General features: G+C 44.7%; 9 protein-coding genes. 4 read left to right on the forward strand and 5 right to left on the reverse strand.

Annotated elements, in window-relative coordinates:
* Positions 1 to 149: 149 nt before the first annotated feature.
* Both MC7420_RS04195 and MC7420_RS04200 read left to right on the forward strand, forming a co-directional pair.
* Complete coding sequence (locus MC7420_RS04195) at positions 150 to 665, forward strand: DUF29 domain-containing protein (RefSeq protein WP_006098947.1); 516 nt, start codon at positions 150 to 152, stop codon at positions 663 to 665.
* 487 nt (positions 666 to 1,152) lie between these two features.
* Positions 1,153 to 4,617 carry a GAF domain-containing protein gene (locus MC7420_RS04200; RefSeq protein WP_006098783.1) on the forward strand — a complete coding sequence of 1,155 codons (3,465 nt, stop codon included), beginning with the start codon at positions 1,153 to 1,155 and terminating at the stop codon, positions 4,615 to 4,617.
* Between the two features lie 192 nt (positions 4,618 to 4,809).
* Here the strand turns inward: MC7420_RS04200 and MC7420_RS04205 are convergent, their stop codons facing one another.
* From MC7420_RS04205 to modD, 5 genes are all read right to left on the reverse strand, one after another.
* Positions 4,810 to 5,028: a Nif11-like leader peptide family natural product precursor gene (locus tag MC7420_RS04205; protein ID WP_006098795.1), complete on the reverse strand. Its 219-nt coding sequence runs from the start codon at positions 5,026 to 5,028 to the stop codon at positions 4,810 to 4,812.
* A gap of 321 nt (positions 5,029 to 5,349) precedes the next feature.
* Positions 5,350 to 5,577, reverse strand: coding sequence for a hypothetical protein (locus MC7420_RS04210; RefSeq protein ID WP_232231633.1), 228 nt, complete (start codon positions 5,575 to 5,577; stop codon positions 5,350 to 5,352).
* 115 nt (positions 5,578 to 5,692) lie between these two features.
* Positions 5,693 to 7,555 (reverse strand): molybdate ABC transporter permease subunit, encoded by a 1,863-nt coding sequence (gene modB, locus MC7420_RS04215; RefSeq protein ID WP_006098838.1) that lies wholly within the window; start codon positions 7,553 to 7,555, stop codon positions 5,693 to 5,695.
* A 349-nt stretch (positions 7,556 to 7,904) separates the two neighbouring features.
* The gene (gene modA / locus MC7420_RS04220; RefSeq protein WP_044205056.1) at positions 7,905 to 8,708 is read right to left on the reverse strand and encodes a molybdate ABC transporter substrate-binding protein; all 804 of its coding nucleotides are present in this window, start codon (positions 8,706 to 8,708) and stop codon (positions 7,905 to 7,907) included.
* A gap of 123 nt (positions 8,709 to 8,831) precedes the next feature.
* Positions 8,832 to 9,698 carry a ModD protein gene (gene modD, locus MC7420_RS04225; protein ID WP_006098811.1) on the reverse strand — a complete coding sequence of 289 codons (867 nt, stop codon included), beginning with the start codon at positions 9,696 to 9,698 and terminating at the stop codon, positions 8,832 to 8,834.
* Positions 9,699 to 9,883: 185 nt separating this feature from the next.
* On the opposite strand from modD, the gene MC7420_RS04230 reads away from it, so the two are divergent.
* A complete protein-coding gene (locus tag MC7420_RS04230; protein ID WP_006099086.1) occupies positions 9,884 to 10,093 on the forward strand; it encodes a TOBE domain-containing protein in 210 nt (69 codons plus the stop codon).
* Between the two features lie 407 nt (positions 10,094 to 10,500).
* Positions 10,501 to 17,193 carry a DUF4347 domain-containing protein gene (locus MC7420_RS34830; RefSeq protein ID WP_006098963.1) on the forward strand — a complete coding sequence of 2,231 codons (6,693 nt, stop codon included), beginning with the start codon at positions 10,501 to 10,503 and terminating at the stop codon, positions 17,191 to 17,193.
* Positions 17,194 to 17,199 lie beyond the last annotated feature (6 nt).

The raw sequence follows: 17,199 nt of genomic DNA on the forward strand, positions 1-17,199 counted from the left end.
CCAACAAACTAATCCACTGGCGTTGGGGCGTTGGGTTTCGTTCCTCAACCCAACCTACTTCACTAATCGAAGTTTACAGGATTTGCGATCGCGCCTCCATAGAACAGTTCTACTATTATATAGAGAGACGTTGAGGTGGGAAAATCGTGATGCCAGTGCCAGAAACGAATCAACAGACAGCAATACCTACACCCAACCTCTACGAAACCGATTTTTATGCTTGGACGCAGGAACAAGCATCGTTACTCCGCCAACAGCAGTGGAGTCAGCTTGATTTGGGCAATCTGATTGAGGAGATTGAATCCTTGGGAAAACAGCAACGCCAGGAATTGCGAAATCGGTTGAGGGTGCTGATTGGACATTTGTTGAAATGGGAGTACCAACCACAACGCCGGAGTCGGAGTTGGCTGGCGACGATTCGCGTACATCGCCGTGATACGCTAGAGTTGCTCAAAGACAATCCAAGCCTAAAGCCTTACCTTGAGGATGCACTGGTTTTAGCTTACGAGAACGGTAGAGATCTGGCAATGGGAGAAACTGACTTGCCAGAACAAACCTTTCCCCAGACGTGTCCTTATAATTTAGCAGAAATTTTAGAGGATAATTTTTATCCGGGTGAACCGAGTGAGTTGGTAAATGAATGGGAGGGAGAAAACGAATCATAATAATAATTACTGTAGGTTTTGAAAACACCAGTCAATCCAACAGCCCCCTCATTATATAAATATAAGAGATGAATTCTATGATTATAGATAGTGTTGAAATTAAAGGTTTTTGGGGGACGAAAAAAGCATCGGCTATTATTAACCAAATTGAAAGAAAAAGCATTAAATGTTGCTAAATAAACTGTGAAGCTACTTTAGCAAAATTCGGCACGTTGACTTGTTCTATTTTAAACCGACTTCACTAATTTACAGCCGTTTACAAGATTGCGATCACACCAGATTGATATAGCTGAAGTGGTGGAATGTGTTGTATAGGTTTTCTGGGCGCAAGCCTTGCGCCCCTACAAGGTTACTAAACGAATATTAGAATGGATTGAAACTCTTATCCAGTCGTCTAAAGACGACTTGAGCTTTTAGCCTTGGGTTTAAACCCAAGGCGGTTTAATTCAAATCCCTAATCTGGTGTCTTCTACCTCTTGCAGCCCCCATGAGTAAAGCCAAACCCATCACCTCCCCCTACAAAGTTGGGGGTCATCTCCCGCTTAACGCCCTTAGCTACGTGGTGCGACAGGCGGATACGGAACTCTATCAGGGGTTAAAGGCGGGTGAGTTTTGTTATGTTCTTAATTCCCGCCAGATGGGTAAAACCAGTTTGCGGGTGCGGGTGATGCATAAGCTACAAGGGGAGGGTTTTGCTTGTGCGGCGATTGATTTGACCAAAATCGGTTCCCAGGATATCACGGCGGATCAGTGGTATGCGGGGATGATGAGACGCTTGGTGACGAGTTTTCCGGCGCTGCGGGGGTTTAACTTAAGGGCGTGGTTGCGCGATCGCGAATATCTACCCCCTATCCAACGCTTGAGTGAGTTTATCGAACAAGTGCTGCTGGAGTCTATCCCCCAAAGGGTAGTAATTTTTATTGATGAAATTGATAGTATCCTCAGTTTAAACTTTCGCACCGATGATTTTTTTGCGGTGCTGCGGGCTTGTAATGAATATGATCGGCTGACGTTTGCTTTGTTTGGAGTGGCGACGCCAGCGGATTTAATTCAAGATAAGAAACGGACGCCGTTTAATTTAGGTCGTGCGATTGAATTGCATGGGTTTAAATTAGCGGAAGCTCAACCCTTAGCCGCTGGATTAGCTAATAAATCTAGCCAAGCCCAAAGGATTTTAGCCGCTATTTTAGACTGGACAGGGGGACAACCGTTTCTCACTCAAAAACTCTGTCATTTAATTATCAATAGCGACTCCTCCCCGACTCCTGGAAACGAAGAGGAATGGGTAGGGCAAATTGTCCAACAGCGTATCCTGGAAAACTGGGAAGCCACCGATGAACCGCCTCATCTAAAAACCATTCGCGATCGCCTGTTCCGAATTGGACAGCGAAATCGGGGACTTTTGGGGCTTTATCAGCAAATTTTACAACAGGGGGAGGTTCACGCCTGCGATAGTTCTGAACAACGGGAATTATGTTTATCTGGGGTGGCGATTAAGCAGGGGGGAAAACTGCAAGTCTGTAATCGTATCTATGCCGCCATTTTTAATTACAGTTGGGTGAACAAAGCTTTAGCCGATTTGCAGGCTAGCTTTGAGCAAATTGTTACTCAGCAAGAACAAAAACTTCTGTCCATGCTGAGTTTTATGGAAGGCAAGGATTTTGCCGATATCCTCCATGAAATTTTAGGCTCAGTTACCCTAAAAATGGGAGAAGCCTTGAGCGTGGATCGGACGACGATTATCTTTATTGATGATCAGCAAAATCAGATCTGGTCGATTATTGCCCGGAATGAAGGGAAAACCTTTCCCGATATTCAAATCCTTACCAATAAAGAAACAGAAGCCCGATTGACCAACTTTAAGAAATTTAGTGAGATTCCCTTTAACTTTCGCCAAGAGAACCCAGACACCATTCCCGATAAACTCAATCAAGCCAATGGCTATGCGATTTACAATGAATTAGTTTATCCCATCGCCAATCAACAGCAGAATTTGATTGCGGTGATTCAACTAATCAATAAACTGAAACGGTTTAACAATCCCCAAGCGCCTCTATCGGAACGCATTGACCAACAAGGGTTTACCCTCACCGATCAACGCCAGTTAGATGAATATGCGCCAACTATTTTACGCATTTTAGAGCGATGCCAATACTGTTATAAATTAACCCAACGGTTACAAGCGGCTGAAGCCCTAACCGAAGCCACGCATTCTCTGTCTCACAGTAGTTTAAATTCCGAAGAAATCCTGGGACGAGTCATGGATGCGGCGAAGAAACTGATGAATGCCGATCGCAGTACCCTCTGGTTATTAGATGCAGATAAGCAGCAGTTGTGGACAAAGATTCCCTTTGAAGATGGGTCAGTGCGAGAACTGCGAGTCCATGTTGGGCAAGGATTTGCTGGGAAAGTTGCCCAAACGCAAGAACCGTTAAATATTCCCTTTGATTTGTACGATCATCCTGATTCAACCACCGCCCAAGAAACCGATCAAAAAACAGGTTATCGCACCTGTAGTTTACTTTGTATGCCTGTTTTTAGTCCCGATGGTGAACTCCTCGGTATCACCCAGTTAGTGAATAAACGCAAACCGGGTGAATTTCCTGATTATAACCCCGCCGATTGGCCCCAAGCGCCGGAATGTTTTCAGGCAAGTTTTGATGCTAATAGTCAAAAATATATGCAGATTTTTAACTCTCAGGCGGGGGTAGCGTTGCAAAATGCTCAGAAGTTTGAGCGCATAAAGCAAAAGGCGGATAGTCACCAGCAAAATGTCGTCAGTCAAACCCTAGCGATGCTGAATACGGTGATGGATAATCAGGGGTTTGATGATATTCTGGATGGTACGTTGCGATCGATTACGTTGAAGACGGGTAAATCCTTATCTGCCGATCGCACGACGATTTTTCTACTCGATGAAGAAAAGAAGGAATTTTGGTCAATTGTTGCTGAAGATGAGGGGAGTGGTTCCCTAGAAATTCGCATGAGTGCGGATAAAGGAATTGTCGGCGAAGTCGCCCGGTTCAAGCAAACGATTAACATTCCTTTTGACTTCTATGATGATCCGCGATCGCAGATGGCAAAGGAACAGGATAAAAGAACCGGATATCGGACGTATACCATGTTAGCGATTCCTCTTTTAAATGACCAAGGGGAGTTAGTCGCTGTTGTTCAGTTACTCAACAAATTAAAACGGGTTGCTAATCCCACAGCAGCGTTATCGGAACGCATCGATAAACAGGGATTTAGCCGCACCGATGAAGAACGATTTGCCGAAAATGCGCCCTTAATTCAAATGATTCTAGAAAGCTTCCGTTCCTATCATAAAACAGCACGCGGACAACGAGTCGCCGCCGCATTGATGGCAGCAGCCCGTTGTGTTCAAGGTTCTCTAGAGATGGACGATATTTTACAACGAGTGATGGGGGCGGCTAAACAATTATTAAACGCTGATCGTAGTACCTTATGGTTAGTTAACCGTTTAGCCGGGGAATTGTGGACAAAAATTCGCTTTGACGAGGGTGAACTCCGAGAATTGCGTATACCAATTGGACAAGGGTATGCGGGTCAAGTGGCGATGACGGGGGAACCGTTGAATATTCCCTTTGATTTGTACGATCATCTTAACTCAGAAACGGCAAAGAAAACGGATCAAAAGACAGGGTATCGTACTTGTAGTTTACTCTGTATGCCTGTCTTTAGTCCCGATGGAGATTTGCTGGGGGTGACGCAATTAGTGAATAAGCGGAAACCGGGCGAGTCTTGGGAATTTGAGACTCTTATGTTATCGGAAACTGTCCCGGAGTATTTCCAAACCAGTTTTGATGACAGTGATCAGAAATACATGCAAATTTTCAATAATCAAGTTGGCGTTATCCTGCAAAATGCCGAACTTTTAGCCGCACTCAAGCGACAGGAAGAAAGTTTGCGCGGTAATGTAAATGGACAGTAGGAAGATTAGGGAGATGGGGGAGATGGGGAACAATGTAGAGACGTGCCATGGCACGTCTGGAAGATGGGGAAAATGAGAGAACTTTCCTTGTCTGTGTAATCAGTGTCAATAAGCTCTCACCTCCCTACCCCTATCTCTCCAATAAATCCGTGAAATCAGTGTTTTGACAAATGACAAATGACAAATGACAACCTACCACCAAATCAAACGTCGAGGTGGAAAGCCTGACTCTTCCCACGAGTCTCCGGCTTCTTTCAAAACAGCATCCAAGTCAGCGACGGTAAACTCGTAACCATCAGTAGCCGCCAGTTCCACAAACTCTTCCTTGGTTTTGAGGGCGTCGTATTTAGCTCGCAATTTTTTATCTTTTCCGCCTGCTTCGAGTAAATTGATCACATTGTCTTGAGACATCGTTGCTAACCTCTCTTAGAAACCTGGGTAATACCAATTCGTCAGACATTACACTTGATCTATCCCACCATTGACACCACCTCACCTGACTAAGGGAAGGTTAGGAGGCGTGACTATTCTGCCAAAGAAATAGGATGAGATACCTCAACTGATGAATAGTATCTCAGCCTTTCCTGTAGTTTTTTGTATTTAAATTATCTTTTTGAGACTATTGTTTTCTGAGAAATATTGCAATTTATTGCTATACAATTAAACTTGTTTACAATCAATTACATTGAGGCAGAGTAATGCAAACAAGCGTCTCAAAAAATAACCGAACCACTACTCAGGCTGAATCACTTCAAAGTCAGATTCATCCAGAGACAACATCAGAGGAACGTCATTCGGATTCATTAAATTTTGTTCTAAGCGGACTATCCAACGTCCTGACTCTTCACGACCTTGGATAATCCCCTGAATACCCGCAGCATATTCAGGGCGAATAACCCGAATTAAGGTTCCTACCTTGAGCATTAGCCAAATAGTATCTGCTTTACCTTCCCTAAACATGAGGGACGTTCTGTTACTTTAACCTAATTTTAACCTTTTCTTATACATAAGAATACATTGGGTGACAAGTCTGTCGATCCCGGTTTTTGTCAAGGTTTCCGGACATAATCGTCAGTTATTGTTCCATCAAAATCAGTCGCAACGGGTCTAAACGGACGTACCAGGGAAAGGGGCGGTCTTTGAGATTCGCCCATTTTTCCTTGTAAACCTCAACTTGTAGGTGGTAGTCTTGGGCGTGACCTGGAGGCTGATGCAGTTTGATATATAGTGTTGTCCGGTGTTGCGTCTCACTGGTCATCACCAGCCAGCAGGGAAAAGTATTCTCTCCATCGGGATGCTGGGGAAAGGTGAAGTGGTGGGCGCGAATTCCCACATACGTTAATTTGTTAGGAATTGGTTCAACCACCTGAAGCGTACAGCCCCAGTCTAGCGCCTCAATTGTTTGGGGTTCAATCATCCGGGCGGTGGAAAAGTTTTTACATTCAGTAACCTGGGCGACTTCAAAGCTAGGAGGACGTTCAAAAATAGTCTCTTTGGTATCATTAGCAATCACGTTTCCCTGGGAAAGAATCAGTAAATTCTGGCAAATTCGATACGCTTCTTCTAGCTTATGAGTGACAAATAGTGTCACGCCTTCATAGGTGGAAAGCGTTTCACTCAATAGCCTTTCAATTCGACTGCGTAAATAGGTATCCAAGGCGGAAAGGGGTTCATCTAAAAGTAGGGCTTCTGGATGAATCACCAACGCCCTCGCTAAAGCCACTCGCTGTTGCTGTCCGCCGGAAATTTGCTCAGGATAGCGGTTTTCTAAGCCTTGTAACTGCATCATCTCCATATATTTGGAAATGCGCTGTCTGCGTTCCAGTTTGGGCAAATTTTGCAGACCAAATGCAATATTTTGGACAATGGTTAAATGGGGAAATAGGGCATAATTTTGAAACACAAAACCAATCCGGCGTTGACGACTGGGAATATTAATTCCCCGTTGTGAATCAAACAAAACTCGTCCATTGAGAACAATTCGCCCCTGATTGGGTGAGTCTAATCCCGCAATGCAGCGCAGTGTCATACTTTTGCCAGAACCGGATGTGCCTAAGAGTCCTAATGGTTGTCCATTGGCTTCTAATTGGGCGTCTAAGGTAAACCCAGGTAATTGCTTTTTTAGGTTAACAAAAAGTCCTTTATTGCCATATCTGATCCCTCTGTAGTCCGTCCTTTTATATCTCCCTCTTGTCCCCCTTTTTAGATCCCCCTCCCGTCCCCCTTCAAAAGGGGGAAGCCAGGAGAACCAGTGCGCGATCGCGTGCCACTTGGCGGAGTGCTGTGTTCCTGACCAGTAGTTGATCGTGGCGATTACCAAGAGTGCGATCGCCACCATCAGCAGCACCCAGTTTAACGCCTCCCCCATCTTACCTGCTTCTGCGGCAAAGAAGATCGCGATCGGCATGGTTTGAGTTTTGCCGGGAATACTACCTGCTAACATTAATGTGGCACCAAATTCTCCTAAAGCCCTGGCAAAGGCTAAAATTGTTCCCGAAACCACGCCCGGTAATGCCAAGGGTAATAGAATCTGCCAAAAAATCCGCCATTCTGATGCCCCTAATGTCCGAGCGCAATGAATCAAATCCTTGTCAATTTGTTTAAAGGCACTCAGTACTGTTTTATACATTAAAGGAAACGCCACAACTGTAGCCGCGATTACCGTTGCTGACCAGGAAAATATTATAGTAATTCCTAGTTGCTTTAACAATTGTCCCACAGGACTATTTCTACCCAAAAGCAGTAGTAGCAGAAAACCGATAACTGTCGGCGGTAGCACCAGGGGGAGAGTAAAAAACCCATCAATTAATCCTTTTGCTTTACCGCGATAGCCATACATCCATCGGGCGGCGGCAATTCCCACTAAGAAAGCGAAGATTGTAGCGACAAATGCGGTTTTTAGCGAAATCCACAGTGGAGATAAATCTGAATAGGGCATTCTATTCGTCCAGTAATCGAATTATGGCGAGAAGGTTGGGGGATGGTTCGATTGATAATATCTCAGCTTTTCCTAGGGTTTTCTGTAGTTTAACTATCTTTTTTATATATTAGGTTCGTAGTAGGGAACCTTAGCCTATAAACCTAACCTATAAACTCGCCTCGATTAAACGGTAGAATTATTTTTTTAACGCAGAGGTACGCAGAGGTAAGCGCAGAGGTACGCAGAGGGAGTTGGCGGTTGGGGAAGGACATTTACAATAGTCGTCACGCCAGTAGAGAGTAGGGTGCGTTAGTGAAACGTAACGCACCATTGCTCAGTTTGATAGGTGTTTTAATCCTTTCAATTGTTAATCGCTAGCCAAGCTAAAACCATACTCTTCAAACACAGCTTGAGCGGGTTCAGTTGAGAGAAACTGCACAAATTCTTTTGCTGAATCTGGATTTTTACTCTCTTTTAATACCGCAACTGGATAAATAATTGGTGCGTGAGACGTTTCTGATGCCGTGGCGACAATTTTGACATTATCTGATACGTTAGCATCCGTGGCATAAACTAATCCTGCCTCAACATTCCCGGTTTCTACATAAGAGAGGACTTGGCGCACATCTTTGGCGAAAACCAATTTAGATTGGATAGGTTTATATAAATTCAGGGAAGTTAGGACTTCTTTCCCATATTGTCCAGCGGGTACACTTTCCGGGTTGCCAATTGCAATTTTGCTCACTTTATCAGTCGTTAATCCTTTGAAATTAGAAATATCGGTTTTATCCTTTGGTGTAACCAGAACAATTGAGTTTTTCAATAAGTCTTTGCGCGTATCCGTTAGCAGTAAGTCTTTTTCTTGCAAAGCGTTCATCTGTTTTGGCGCGGCGGATAGAAAAACATCTACAGGCGCTCCCTGTTCGATTTGCTGTTGCAGAGAACCGGAAGACCCAAAGTTATAGGTAATGATAACGTGAGCTTGTTCTTGAGTATACAGGGGCGCGATCGCTTTCATGGCATCCTGTAGGCTAGCCGCCGCTGATACCGTGAGTTCTACTGATTCGGGTGACGTTGCGGAAGGGTTCGGAGGTGTCCCTTGAGAACAACCCACAACAATTAGGAATGTCGCAACCATCCATGCCATTGAGAAAACACGTCGTTTTTTCATTTCCCTGTTGCCTCAGCTAATGACTGACAGAAGGTGTTGATAGGAGCATCGTACTAATCTGAACCATGACTTACCAACTTAGCAGGTCTGGGCGGGTTTTGTAGAAACGTTATCATCAATAAATCAAAGCAAGTCCCTAAACCCGCCCCTACAAACCATTTCTACCTGGATATCAGCAGGCTGGGCATAATAGGGCGCGGTTAACACTAATCCATCTACGCCAGTTGCCGCATAATTGGCAATATTAGCGTCATTAATTCCGCCAGCCGCTAAAGTAATCAGCGTTGGATTGATAGACTTAATTTGGGAAATTGCCTCGGCTAATGCCTCAGCGTTTACTTTATCAAATTGAATTCCATCTATGCCTGAAGTGGCTAACTTAAAGGCGGTAGCCATATCTTTGACTTCAACAATGACTTTCTTTTCCTTAACCTGACGCTTAATTACGGGTAGTTGCTGAATGAAGGAGTCAATTCCGCCCAGAAAGTTAAGATGCTGTTGGAAGATTAAAACGGTTTCTGAGACTCCCAGTCGATGAGGATATGCCCCACCTGCTAAGATGGCTTTCACGGCGATGGGTTTGGTTCCTGGGATGACTTTGCGAGTGGTATAGAGCATCACATCTTGATTCGCCGCTTGTGCTAATTGCACTAGATTGTAGGTTTTGGTGGCGACTCCACAGGCATATTCGAGTAAATTCTGGGCAGGTTTCCAAGCCAGATGCAAGGCGGCGGCGTTTCCGGTAGCACTGAGAAAGGGGACACCTGCGTCTAAGATTTGACCCGTTGCCAAGATTGCTATCACCTCTGCCCCAACTTGGCGTAAGATACTGGCGGATTCTTCGGTGCAGGCTAGAACGGTTTTGGTGCGAGTGGTAAAGCGGATTGTCCCCGTGCGATCGCCAATCCCTAACACCTGGGTGGTTAAATCAAAATAGGGAACGTCTTCTTGGATTAACTGTTCGATAAACTGCTGTGAGATAAAAACCATTACCTATGTCGCATTTGCATTTTTGCCTTCGGTCGTATGACTAGGCTATATCAGTTCTGCGAGGGTAAAAGTGAGTAAAATAATACAATTTACTGTTTTCATCAAAATATTCAGCAAAATCAGAAAATTCAGTGATTTTTGGTATTATTAGCTGGTGAACCAATGACTAAAGCAGGGATTGAACTATGGAAATTAGCGCTCGCAATACCTTTAAAGGAACAGTAAAAAAGGTTGTACCTGGCTCTGTGAACAGTGAAGTGACCCTAGAAGTTGCTCCTGGGGTGGAAATGACGGCAATTATCACCAAGTCTTCTGCGGAACGACTTGGTCTCGCCGAGGGTAAGGAAGCGTATGCTGTTGTTAAAGCGACAGATGTCATGGTAGCAACAGATTAAAGAGTGCGTGCTTAAATATTGGGTTGTGCCAAATCCTCAGTTTTCACCAGTCAACAGCAGCCCGGAATCGTAGGGGCGCACAGATAGATGTGCGCCCTGACTTAATTAGGATAGGACTTTTCTCATCTCACAAAAACTGTCAGCCAAGCGGGAATCCTGATAAAAATGTTTTCAAAACTACATATTATCGGGGGATAGTGTTATATTTTTTTAACGTAATCTTCATAAAAAAGAAATATTGAAGTTAGATTGCAAAAAAAAAGATTTATTGCTTAGTTTTAAGAAAAACAAATAATATTATTTTTTTGTTTCAAAGCAGCCCCAAAATTCAGATTAATCAGTAAAGATACCTAGTATAAGCAGTGTCACTGTAGTGTTCTTCTATTGAATTTGGTGCAACAAAGACGATGCTATCTCACAATCGTGGCATCCTAGTTTTCATTGACCCGGCTATTAAGAACTATTCTACATTAGTTAAAGGCATTATCCCAGAAGCTGAGGGAATTGTCCTTGACCCAAGGGTAGATGGGGTCAAACAAATTACCCAAGTTTTAGCTGGATGCCGAAACATTCAAGCGATTCATATTGTTTCTCACGGCTCACCAGGATGTTTATATCTGGGCAATAGTCAGCTCAACATCTCGACGCTTCAAGATTACGCTAGGGATTTACAACACTGGTCAGAGGCACTAACGGCTGATGCAGATATCCTAATTTATGGTTGTAATGTGGCAGCAGAGTTACCCACATTGTTACCTCAAGGCATCTCTTTTATCGATTGGTTGAGTCGGTTAACGGGTGCGAAGATAGCGGCTTCTGTCAATCTCACAGGCAGTGCGGCTTTAGGGGGTGACTGGGATTTACAAGTTACCACAGGTGAGATTAAGGCATCGCTGGCATTTCCGGCAGATGTAATGGCGACCTATGATGCGGTTTTGGCAAGTAGCAGCATTAATCTGGATGACGACTTAGAACAGACGGTCAATTTAGTTACCCGACCGGAAGCCATTATTGCCGCACAAAGTAATAGTTTGCAGTCATTTTTAAACTTAGCAGACCTGAATGGCAGCAATGGCTTTGTTATCGAAGACATTCCCGGATGGGATCGCCGTTTCAGCCCTGCTGGGGATATCAATAATGATGGGATTGATGATCTGATTATTAGTGTCCCTGAGAATCCTAGGGGTAGCTATGTCGTGTTTGGTGATTCTCAGGTGGGTGCCACTGGAATCGTGGAATTATCTGACATCAATGGCAGCAATGGCTTCAGAATTTACGGCGGAAATGATTTCGTTCGTGATGCTGGGGACGTTAATGGTGATGGGATTGATGACCTGATGATTGGGGACGCTTGGGCAGGTCCTAGCGGACTTGGAGCCATTTCTGTCGTATTTGGCAGTTCCCAAGTCGGCGCAACGGGGGCGCTGAATCCATCTGACTTAGACGGCAGCAATGGTTTCAGAATTTACGGTGTTACCGACCTAGGAACAGGGGCTATCTTTGGCGATGTGGGAGATATCAATAATGATGGGATTAATGACCTGATTATCCTTGAGGGGTCTGATGGCGGTGCAAATTCAGCCGTTGTCGTGTTTGGGGATTCCCAAGTTGGCGCAACAGGCACAGTAGACCCATTGGCACTTGATGGTAGTAATGGCTTTATTCTGGAGAGTAATAGCCTGAGGCTTAGTCCTTCAGAAAATGCTTTCAGTAGTGGAGACCTCAACGGGGATGGGATTGATGACCTGATTATTGGGGCATCTATGGCTGACCCCAACGGCAAGAATGAAGCGGGTGAAACCTATGTCATCTTTGGCTTTGGGACTTCCCCTGTCTCCGCCAATGTCACATTGGAACGCTCTTTTCTCAATGGCAGCAATGGCTTTGTGATTAATGGCATTAATGCAGGAGACCAATCCGGCTTCTCTGTGAGTTATCTAGGGGATATCAATAACGATAACGTTGGTGATTTGCTGATTGGAACTGGCGATGCTGGCGAAAGCTATGTTCTGTTTGGAGGTTCCCAAGTCGGAGCAACGGGTACGCGGGAACTATCTGACCTAAATGGCAGTAATGGTTTTGTGATTAACGGTGTTGATGTCGAGGATCAATCGGGTTTCTCGGTCAGTGGTATCGCAGATATTAATCATGATGGCATTAATGACCTCCTGATAGGAGCGCCCGATGCTGATGCCAACGGTAATATTGATGCCGGAGTTAGTTATGTGGTGTTTGGCAGTTCCCAAATCGGATCAACGGGAACGCTGGAGTTATCTGAACTCAATGGTAGTAATGGTTTTGCCATTAACGGCATTCATACAGATGATGAATTGGGTTTTGCGGTAAGTCATGCTGGGGACATCAACGGTGATGGAGTTGATGATCTAATGATCGCAGATGAGCGGGGTGATTCTCTGGACAAGTTTCGAGATCAGGATGACTACCTGTATCTTGTTTTCGGAAATGCTCCACCTGAACTTGACCTCAATGGTAGCGATTCTGGGATTAATTATACGGCTACGTTTACGGCAACGCCTATCCCGATCGCGGAGAGTGAGTTCACGCTTACTGACCTTAACAGCACCACTGTTGCTAATACGACGGTACAAATTACCAATCTTTTGGATGGTGTCGATGAAGTTCTCACCGCTAATACCAGTGGTACGAATATCACGGCTCACTATAATACCAACACGGGGATGTTGAGTCTGACTGGTGTGGACACAGTTGCCAATTATCAGCAAGTTCTGGGAACGGTTACTTATTCCAATACGGCTACGACACCTGACACCACTAATCGCACGATTGAATTTGTGGTCAATGATGGAGGAACTCACAGCAATCTTAGTTCCCTCGCTACAACTACTGTCTCATTTAACAGTACTCCCAATTTTACCAGTACAGAAATTACTGGAGTTGATGAAGATAATTCCTATGTCTATAACATCATCACCAGTGATGCTGATAGTGGAGATACGTTGACGATTAACGCGACGACGTTACCGGGATGGCTAAGTTTTATAGACAATGGTGATGGTACAGCGACGCTAACTGGAACTCCTACCAATGATCAAGTGGGTGATCATAATGTGGAATTAGTGGTCACCGATAGCGCTGGGGCGACAGATAATCAAATCTTTGATATTACGGTTGCCAATACTAATGATGCACCAACACTCACCACAGCAATTCCTGACCAAAATACGACGACGGGTAGTTCAGTAAATTGGGATATTAGTGGCAATTTCACTGATATTGATGTCGGGGATACTCTGACTTACACGGCGACTAATTTACCTACGGGGTTGAGTCTGGATACGGGTACGGGGATAATTAGCGGTACGGTGGCAGATAGTGCGATCGCAACTCACAGCATTACGGTTACAGCATCCGATGGCAATGGCGGCAGTGTTAGCGACATATTTGATGTCACAGTCGGCAATGGGCTGCACTCTTTCTTTAATCTAGCCAACCTTAATGGCAATAATGGCTTTGTGATCAATGGTATCGGTTTTTATCTCTGGGAAGGCTACTCGGTTAGTCATGCTGGGGACATCAACGATGATGGTATCGATGACTTAATTATCGGATCTTCCTTTGCTAACCCCAATGGTAATAGCGGAGCTGGAGAAAGCTATGTAGTGTTCGGTGGTACAAATGTAGGAACCAGTGGCACATTGGAGCTATCAACTCTAAATGGCTCTAACGGCTTTGTCATCAATGGTATTGATATTGGTGACAATTCAGGTCACTCTGTTAGCCATGCGGGAGATATCAACAATGATGGTATTGATGATCTGATTATTGGAAGTTTAGGAGCCAGCTATGTAATGTTTGGCGGCACAAATGTAGGAGCTACTGGCATACTAGAGCTATCAACTCTAAATGGTACTAATGGCTTTGTCATTAATGGTATCGATTCATCTTTTTCAGTCAGCGATGCGGGAGATATCAACGATGATGGTATCGATGACTTGATTATCGGGGCTCCTGAAGCTGACCCGAATGGCAATAGTGGAGCTGGAAAAAGTTATGTGGTATTTGGTGGCACAAATGTAGGAGCCAGTGGCATTTTCGAGTTATCCTCCCTCAATGGTACTAGCGGGTTTGTTATCAATGGCATTAATACGTATGACGGTTCAGGTTGCTCAGTCAGCGATGCGGGAGATATCAACAATGATGGTATCAATGACTTAATTATCGGGGCTCCTGGCGCTGACCCGAATGGCAATAGTGGAGCTGGAAAAAGTTATGTGGTATTTGGTGGCACAAATGTAGGAGCCAGTGGCATTTTCGAGTTATCCTCCCTCAATGGTACTAGCGGGTTTGTTATCAATGGCATTAATACGTATGACGGTTCAGGTTGCTCAGTCAGCGATGCGGGAGATATCAACAATGATGGTATCAATGACTTAATTATCGGGGCTCCTAACGCTGATCCCAATGGCAATAGTGGAGGAGAAAGCTATGTGGTATTCGGTGGTACAAATGTAGGAGCTACTGACATCCTAGAGCTATCAGCTCTTACTGGGACTAATGGCTTTGTAATTAACGGTGATACTTATGACCATTCAGGCTGGTCAGTCAGCGATGCGGGAGATATTAACTACGATGGTATCGATGATGTGATTATCGGAGTTCCTTTGGCTGACGTTGGAGAAAGCTATGATGCCGGAGCTAGCTATGTGGTATTTGGTGGCACAAATGTAGGAGCTAGTGGCATCCTAGAGTTATCGTCTCTTAACGGCGCTAATGGCTTTGTCATCAACGGTATTGATGCGAGTGACAACTCTGGCATCTCAGTTAGCAATGCAGGGGACATCAACCATGATGGTATTGATGACTTAATTGTTGGAGCTAGGTTTGATGAACTCTACGTTAACGAATTTGCCGCAGAAAGCTATGTCATCTTTGGCAATGCTTTACCTCTACTTGATCTCAATGGTAGCGCTGCTGGAATTAATCATACGGCTACGTTTACAGCAACACCTATCCCCATTGTGGAGAGTGGATTCACACTTACTGACTTTAACAGTACGACTGTTGCTAATACGACGGTACAAATTACCAATCTTTTGGATGGTGCCAATGAAGTTCTTACCGCTAATACTACTGGTACAAATATTACGGCACAATATAATGCCAACACCGGGATGTTGAGTCTGGCTGGTGTGGATACCGTAGCCAATTATCAGCAGGTTCTGGGAACGGTTACTTATACCAATACTGCCACAACGCCTGACATGAGCGATCGCACGATTGAATTTGTGGTTAATGATGGGGCGACTCACAGTAATCTTAGCCCCCTGGCAACCACCACAGTCTCATTTAACAGCGCTCCGATCGCGAATGATGATACAGTGACGACTGATGAGGATACTGCTGTCACTATTGCTGTTCTCGATAATGATAGCGACCCAGACAATAATACCCTGAACCTCAGCAGTATTGATACCACCAACACGCTAGGAATCGTAACCCTCAATCCCGACAATACCCTCACCTACAATCCAGATACAGCATTCCAGTCTCTTGGACAAGGTGAAACCACGACGGATAACTTAACCTATACCCTCAGCGATGGCAACGGTGGTACAGCGACAGCTACGGTTACAGTAACAGTTACAGGGATTAACGACACACCGACTCTCACCCCTATCAACAAAACAGGTGACGAAGATACCATTATCTCATTCAGCGCCAATGACTTTACCACCGCTTTTAATGACCCGGAAGGTACAAGTCTCAGTCAAATTAGCGTAATTTCCCTACCCAATCAAGGCGTCTTAAATCTCAATGGGAATACAGTACAAGCGGGTGATGAAATTACAGTGGCTGACCTAGATAATCTTACCTTTACCCCAGATGCTGATTTCAACGGCAATACCAGTTTTGTTTGGAATGCTTCAGATGGTACAAACTTTGCTGCTGGGACAACTTTAACGATGACTGTTAACGCGGTTAATGACAACCCAGTTGCCACAGACGATAGTGCCACAACGACTCAAGATACAGCGATTACCATTAATGTTTTGGCGAATGATAGTGACCCTGTAGAAGCTGACTCGTTGCACATTGATACGTTTGATTCAACTTCAGCCTCTGGCGGTACAATTATCCTCGATGACAATAGCACTCCCAATGATTTAACTGACGACAAACTACTGTATACCCCTGCTACTGGTTACATTGGTGCTGATAGCTTTAGTTACAGTCTTTCTGATAGCAATGGTGGCACAGCAACAGCAACTGTGAATGTCACCATCAATCCTGCTAATAGTTTGACGTTAATCGGGACTCCCCAAGATGACACCTTAACTGCTGACAGTGGCGATGACTTCTTGTTTGGCTTAAGTGGTAATGATGTTCTGCAAGCCAAAGCAGGTAATGACTTTACAGATGGTGGCGATGGAGATGATGTTCTTTCCGGAGACGCGGGTCAAGATAACCTGTTTGGCAACCTGGGAAATGACCTCATCGATGGGGGTGAAGGTGAAGATGTCCTCGATGGTGGTGATGGGGATGATATGCTATTTGGCGGTCAAGAGAATGATTTGCTATTGGGTCAACTGGGTAACGATTTCCTCGACGGTGGTGATGGCAATGATTACCTCGATAGTGGTAAGGGAAACGACCAAGTTTTTGGCGGCAATGGCAATGATATGCTCTTGGGTAACCTAGGTGCTGATTTTCTCCGAGGTGGCGCAGGGAATGACCTTCTAGAAGCAGGAGAAGGCAATGATATTCTGTTTGGTGATGCTGACAATGATACCCTCACAGGCGGTGCAGGTGATGACCTAATTCGAGGCGATACCGGGGATGATTTACTTGACGGTGGTGTCGGAAATGACGGCTTATTTGGGGGGAGTGGTGCTGACCAGTTCCTATTGCGAATGGGTGCAGGAATGGATATGGTCTTTGACTTTAGCGATGGGGAAGATTCCTTCCTGCTTTCTGATGGTTTAACGTTTGCCCAGCTAACCATTACAGCTAGCAGTTTTAGTACCTTAATTCAGATTCAATCCAGTGGAGAGTTGTTAGCCACAGTGTTTGGTGTATCAGCTAATTTAATTACTGCGGCTGACTTTACAATAGGTTAGGTTAGT

This window comes from Coleofasciculus chthonoplastes PCC 7420 (genome assembly GCF_000155555.1).
GTDB classification, from domain to species: Bacteria; Cyanobacteriota; Cyanobacteriia; order Cyanobacteriales; family Coleofasciculaceae; genus Coleofasciculus; species Coleofasciculus chthonoplastes_A.

Coding starts and splice junctions, on each gene's coding strand:
- MC7420_RS04205 (WP_006098795.1), bottom strand. CDS start 5,028: ATGTCTCAAGACAATGTGATCAATTTACTCGAAGCAGGCGGAAAAGAT.
- MC7420_RS04210 (WP_232231633.1), bottom strand. CDS start 5,577: ATGTTTAGGGAAGGTAAAGCAGATACTATTTGGCTAATGCTCAAGGTA.
- MC7420_RS04195 (WP_006098947.1), top strand. CDS start 150: ATGCCAGTGCCAGAAACGAATCAACAGACAGCAATACCTACACCCAAC.
- MC7420_RS04200 (WP_006098783.1), top strand. CDS start 1,153: ATGAGTAAAGCCAAACCCATCACCTCCCCCTACAAAGTTGGGGGTCAT.
- MC7420_RS04230 (WP_006099086.1), top strand. CDS start 9,884: ATGGAAATTAGCGCTCGCAATACCTTTAAAGGAACAGTAAAAAAGGTT.
- modA (WP_044205056.1), bottom strand. CDS start 8,708: ATGAAAAAACGACGTGTTTTCTCAATGGCATGGATGGTTGCGACATTC.
- MC7420_RS34830 (WP_006098963.1), top strand. CDS start 10,501: ATGCTATCTCACAATCGTGGCATCCTAGTTTTCATTGACCCGGCTATT.
- modD (WP_006098811.1), bottom strand. CDS start 9,698: ATGGTTTTTATCTCACAGCAGTTTATCGAACAGTTAATCCAAGAAGAC.
- modB (WP_006098838.1), bottom strand. CDS start 7,555: ATGCCCTATTCAGATTTATCTCCACTGTGGATTTCGCTAAAAACCGCA.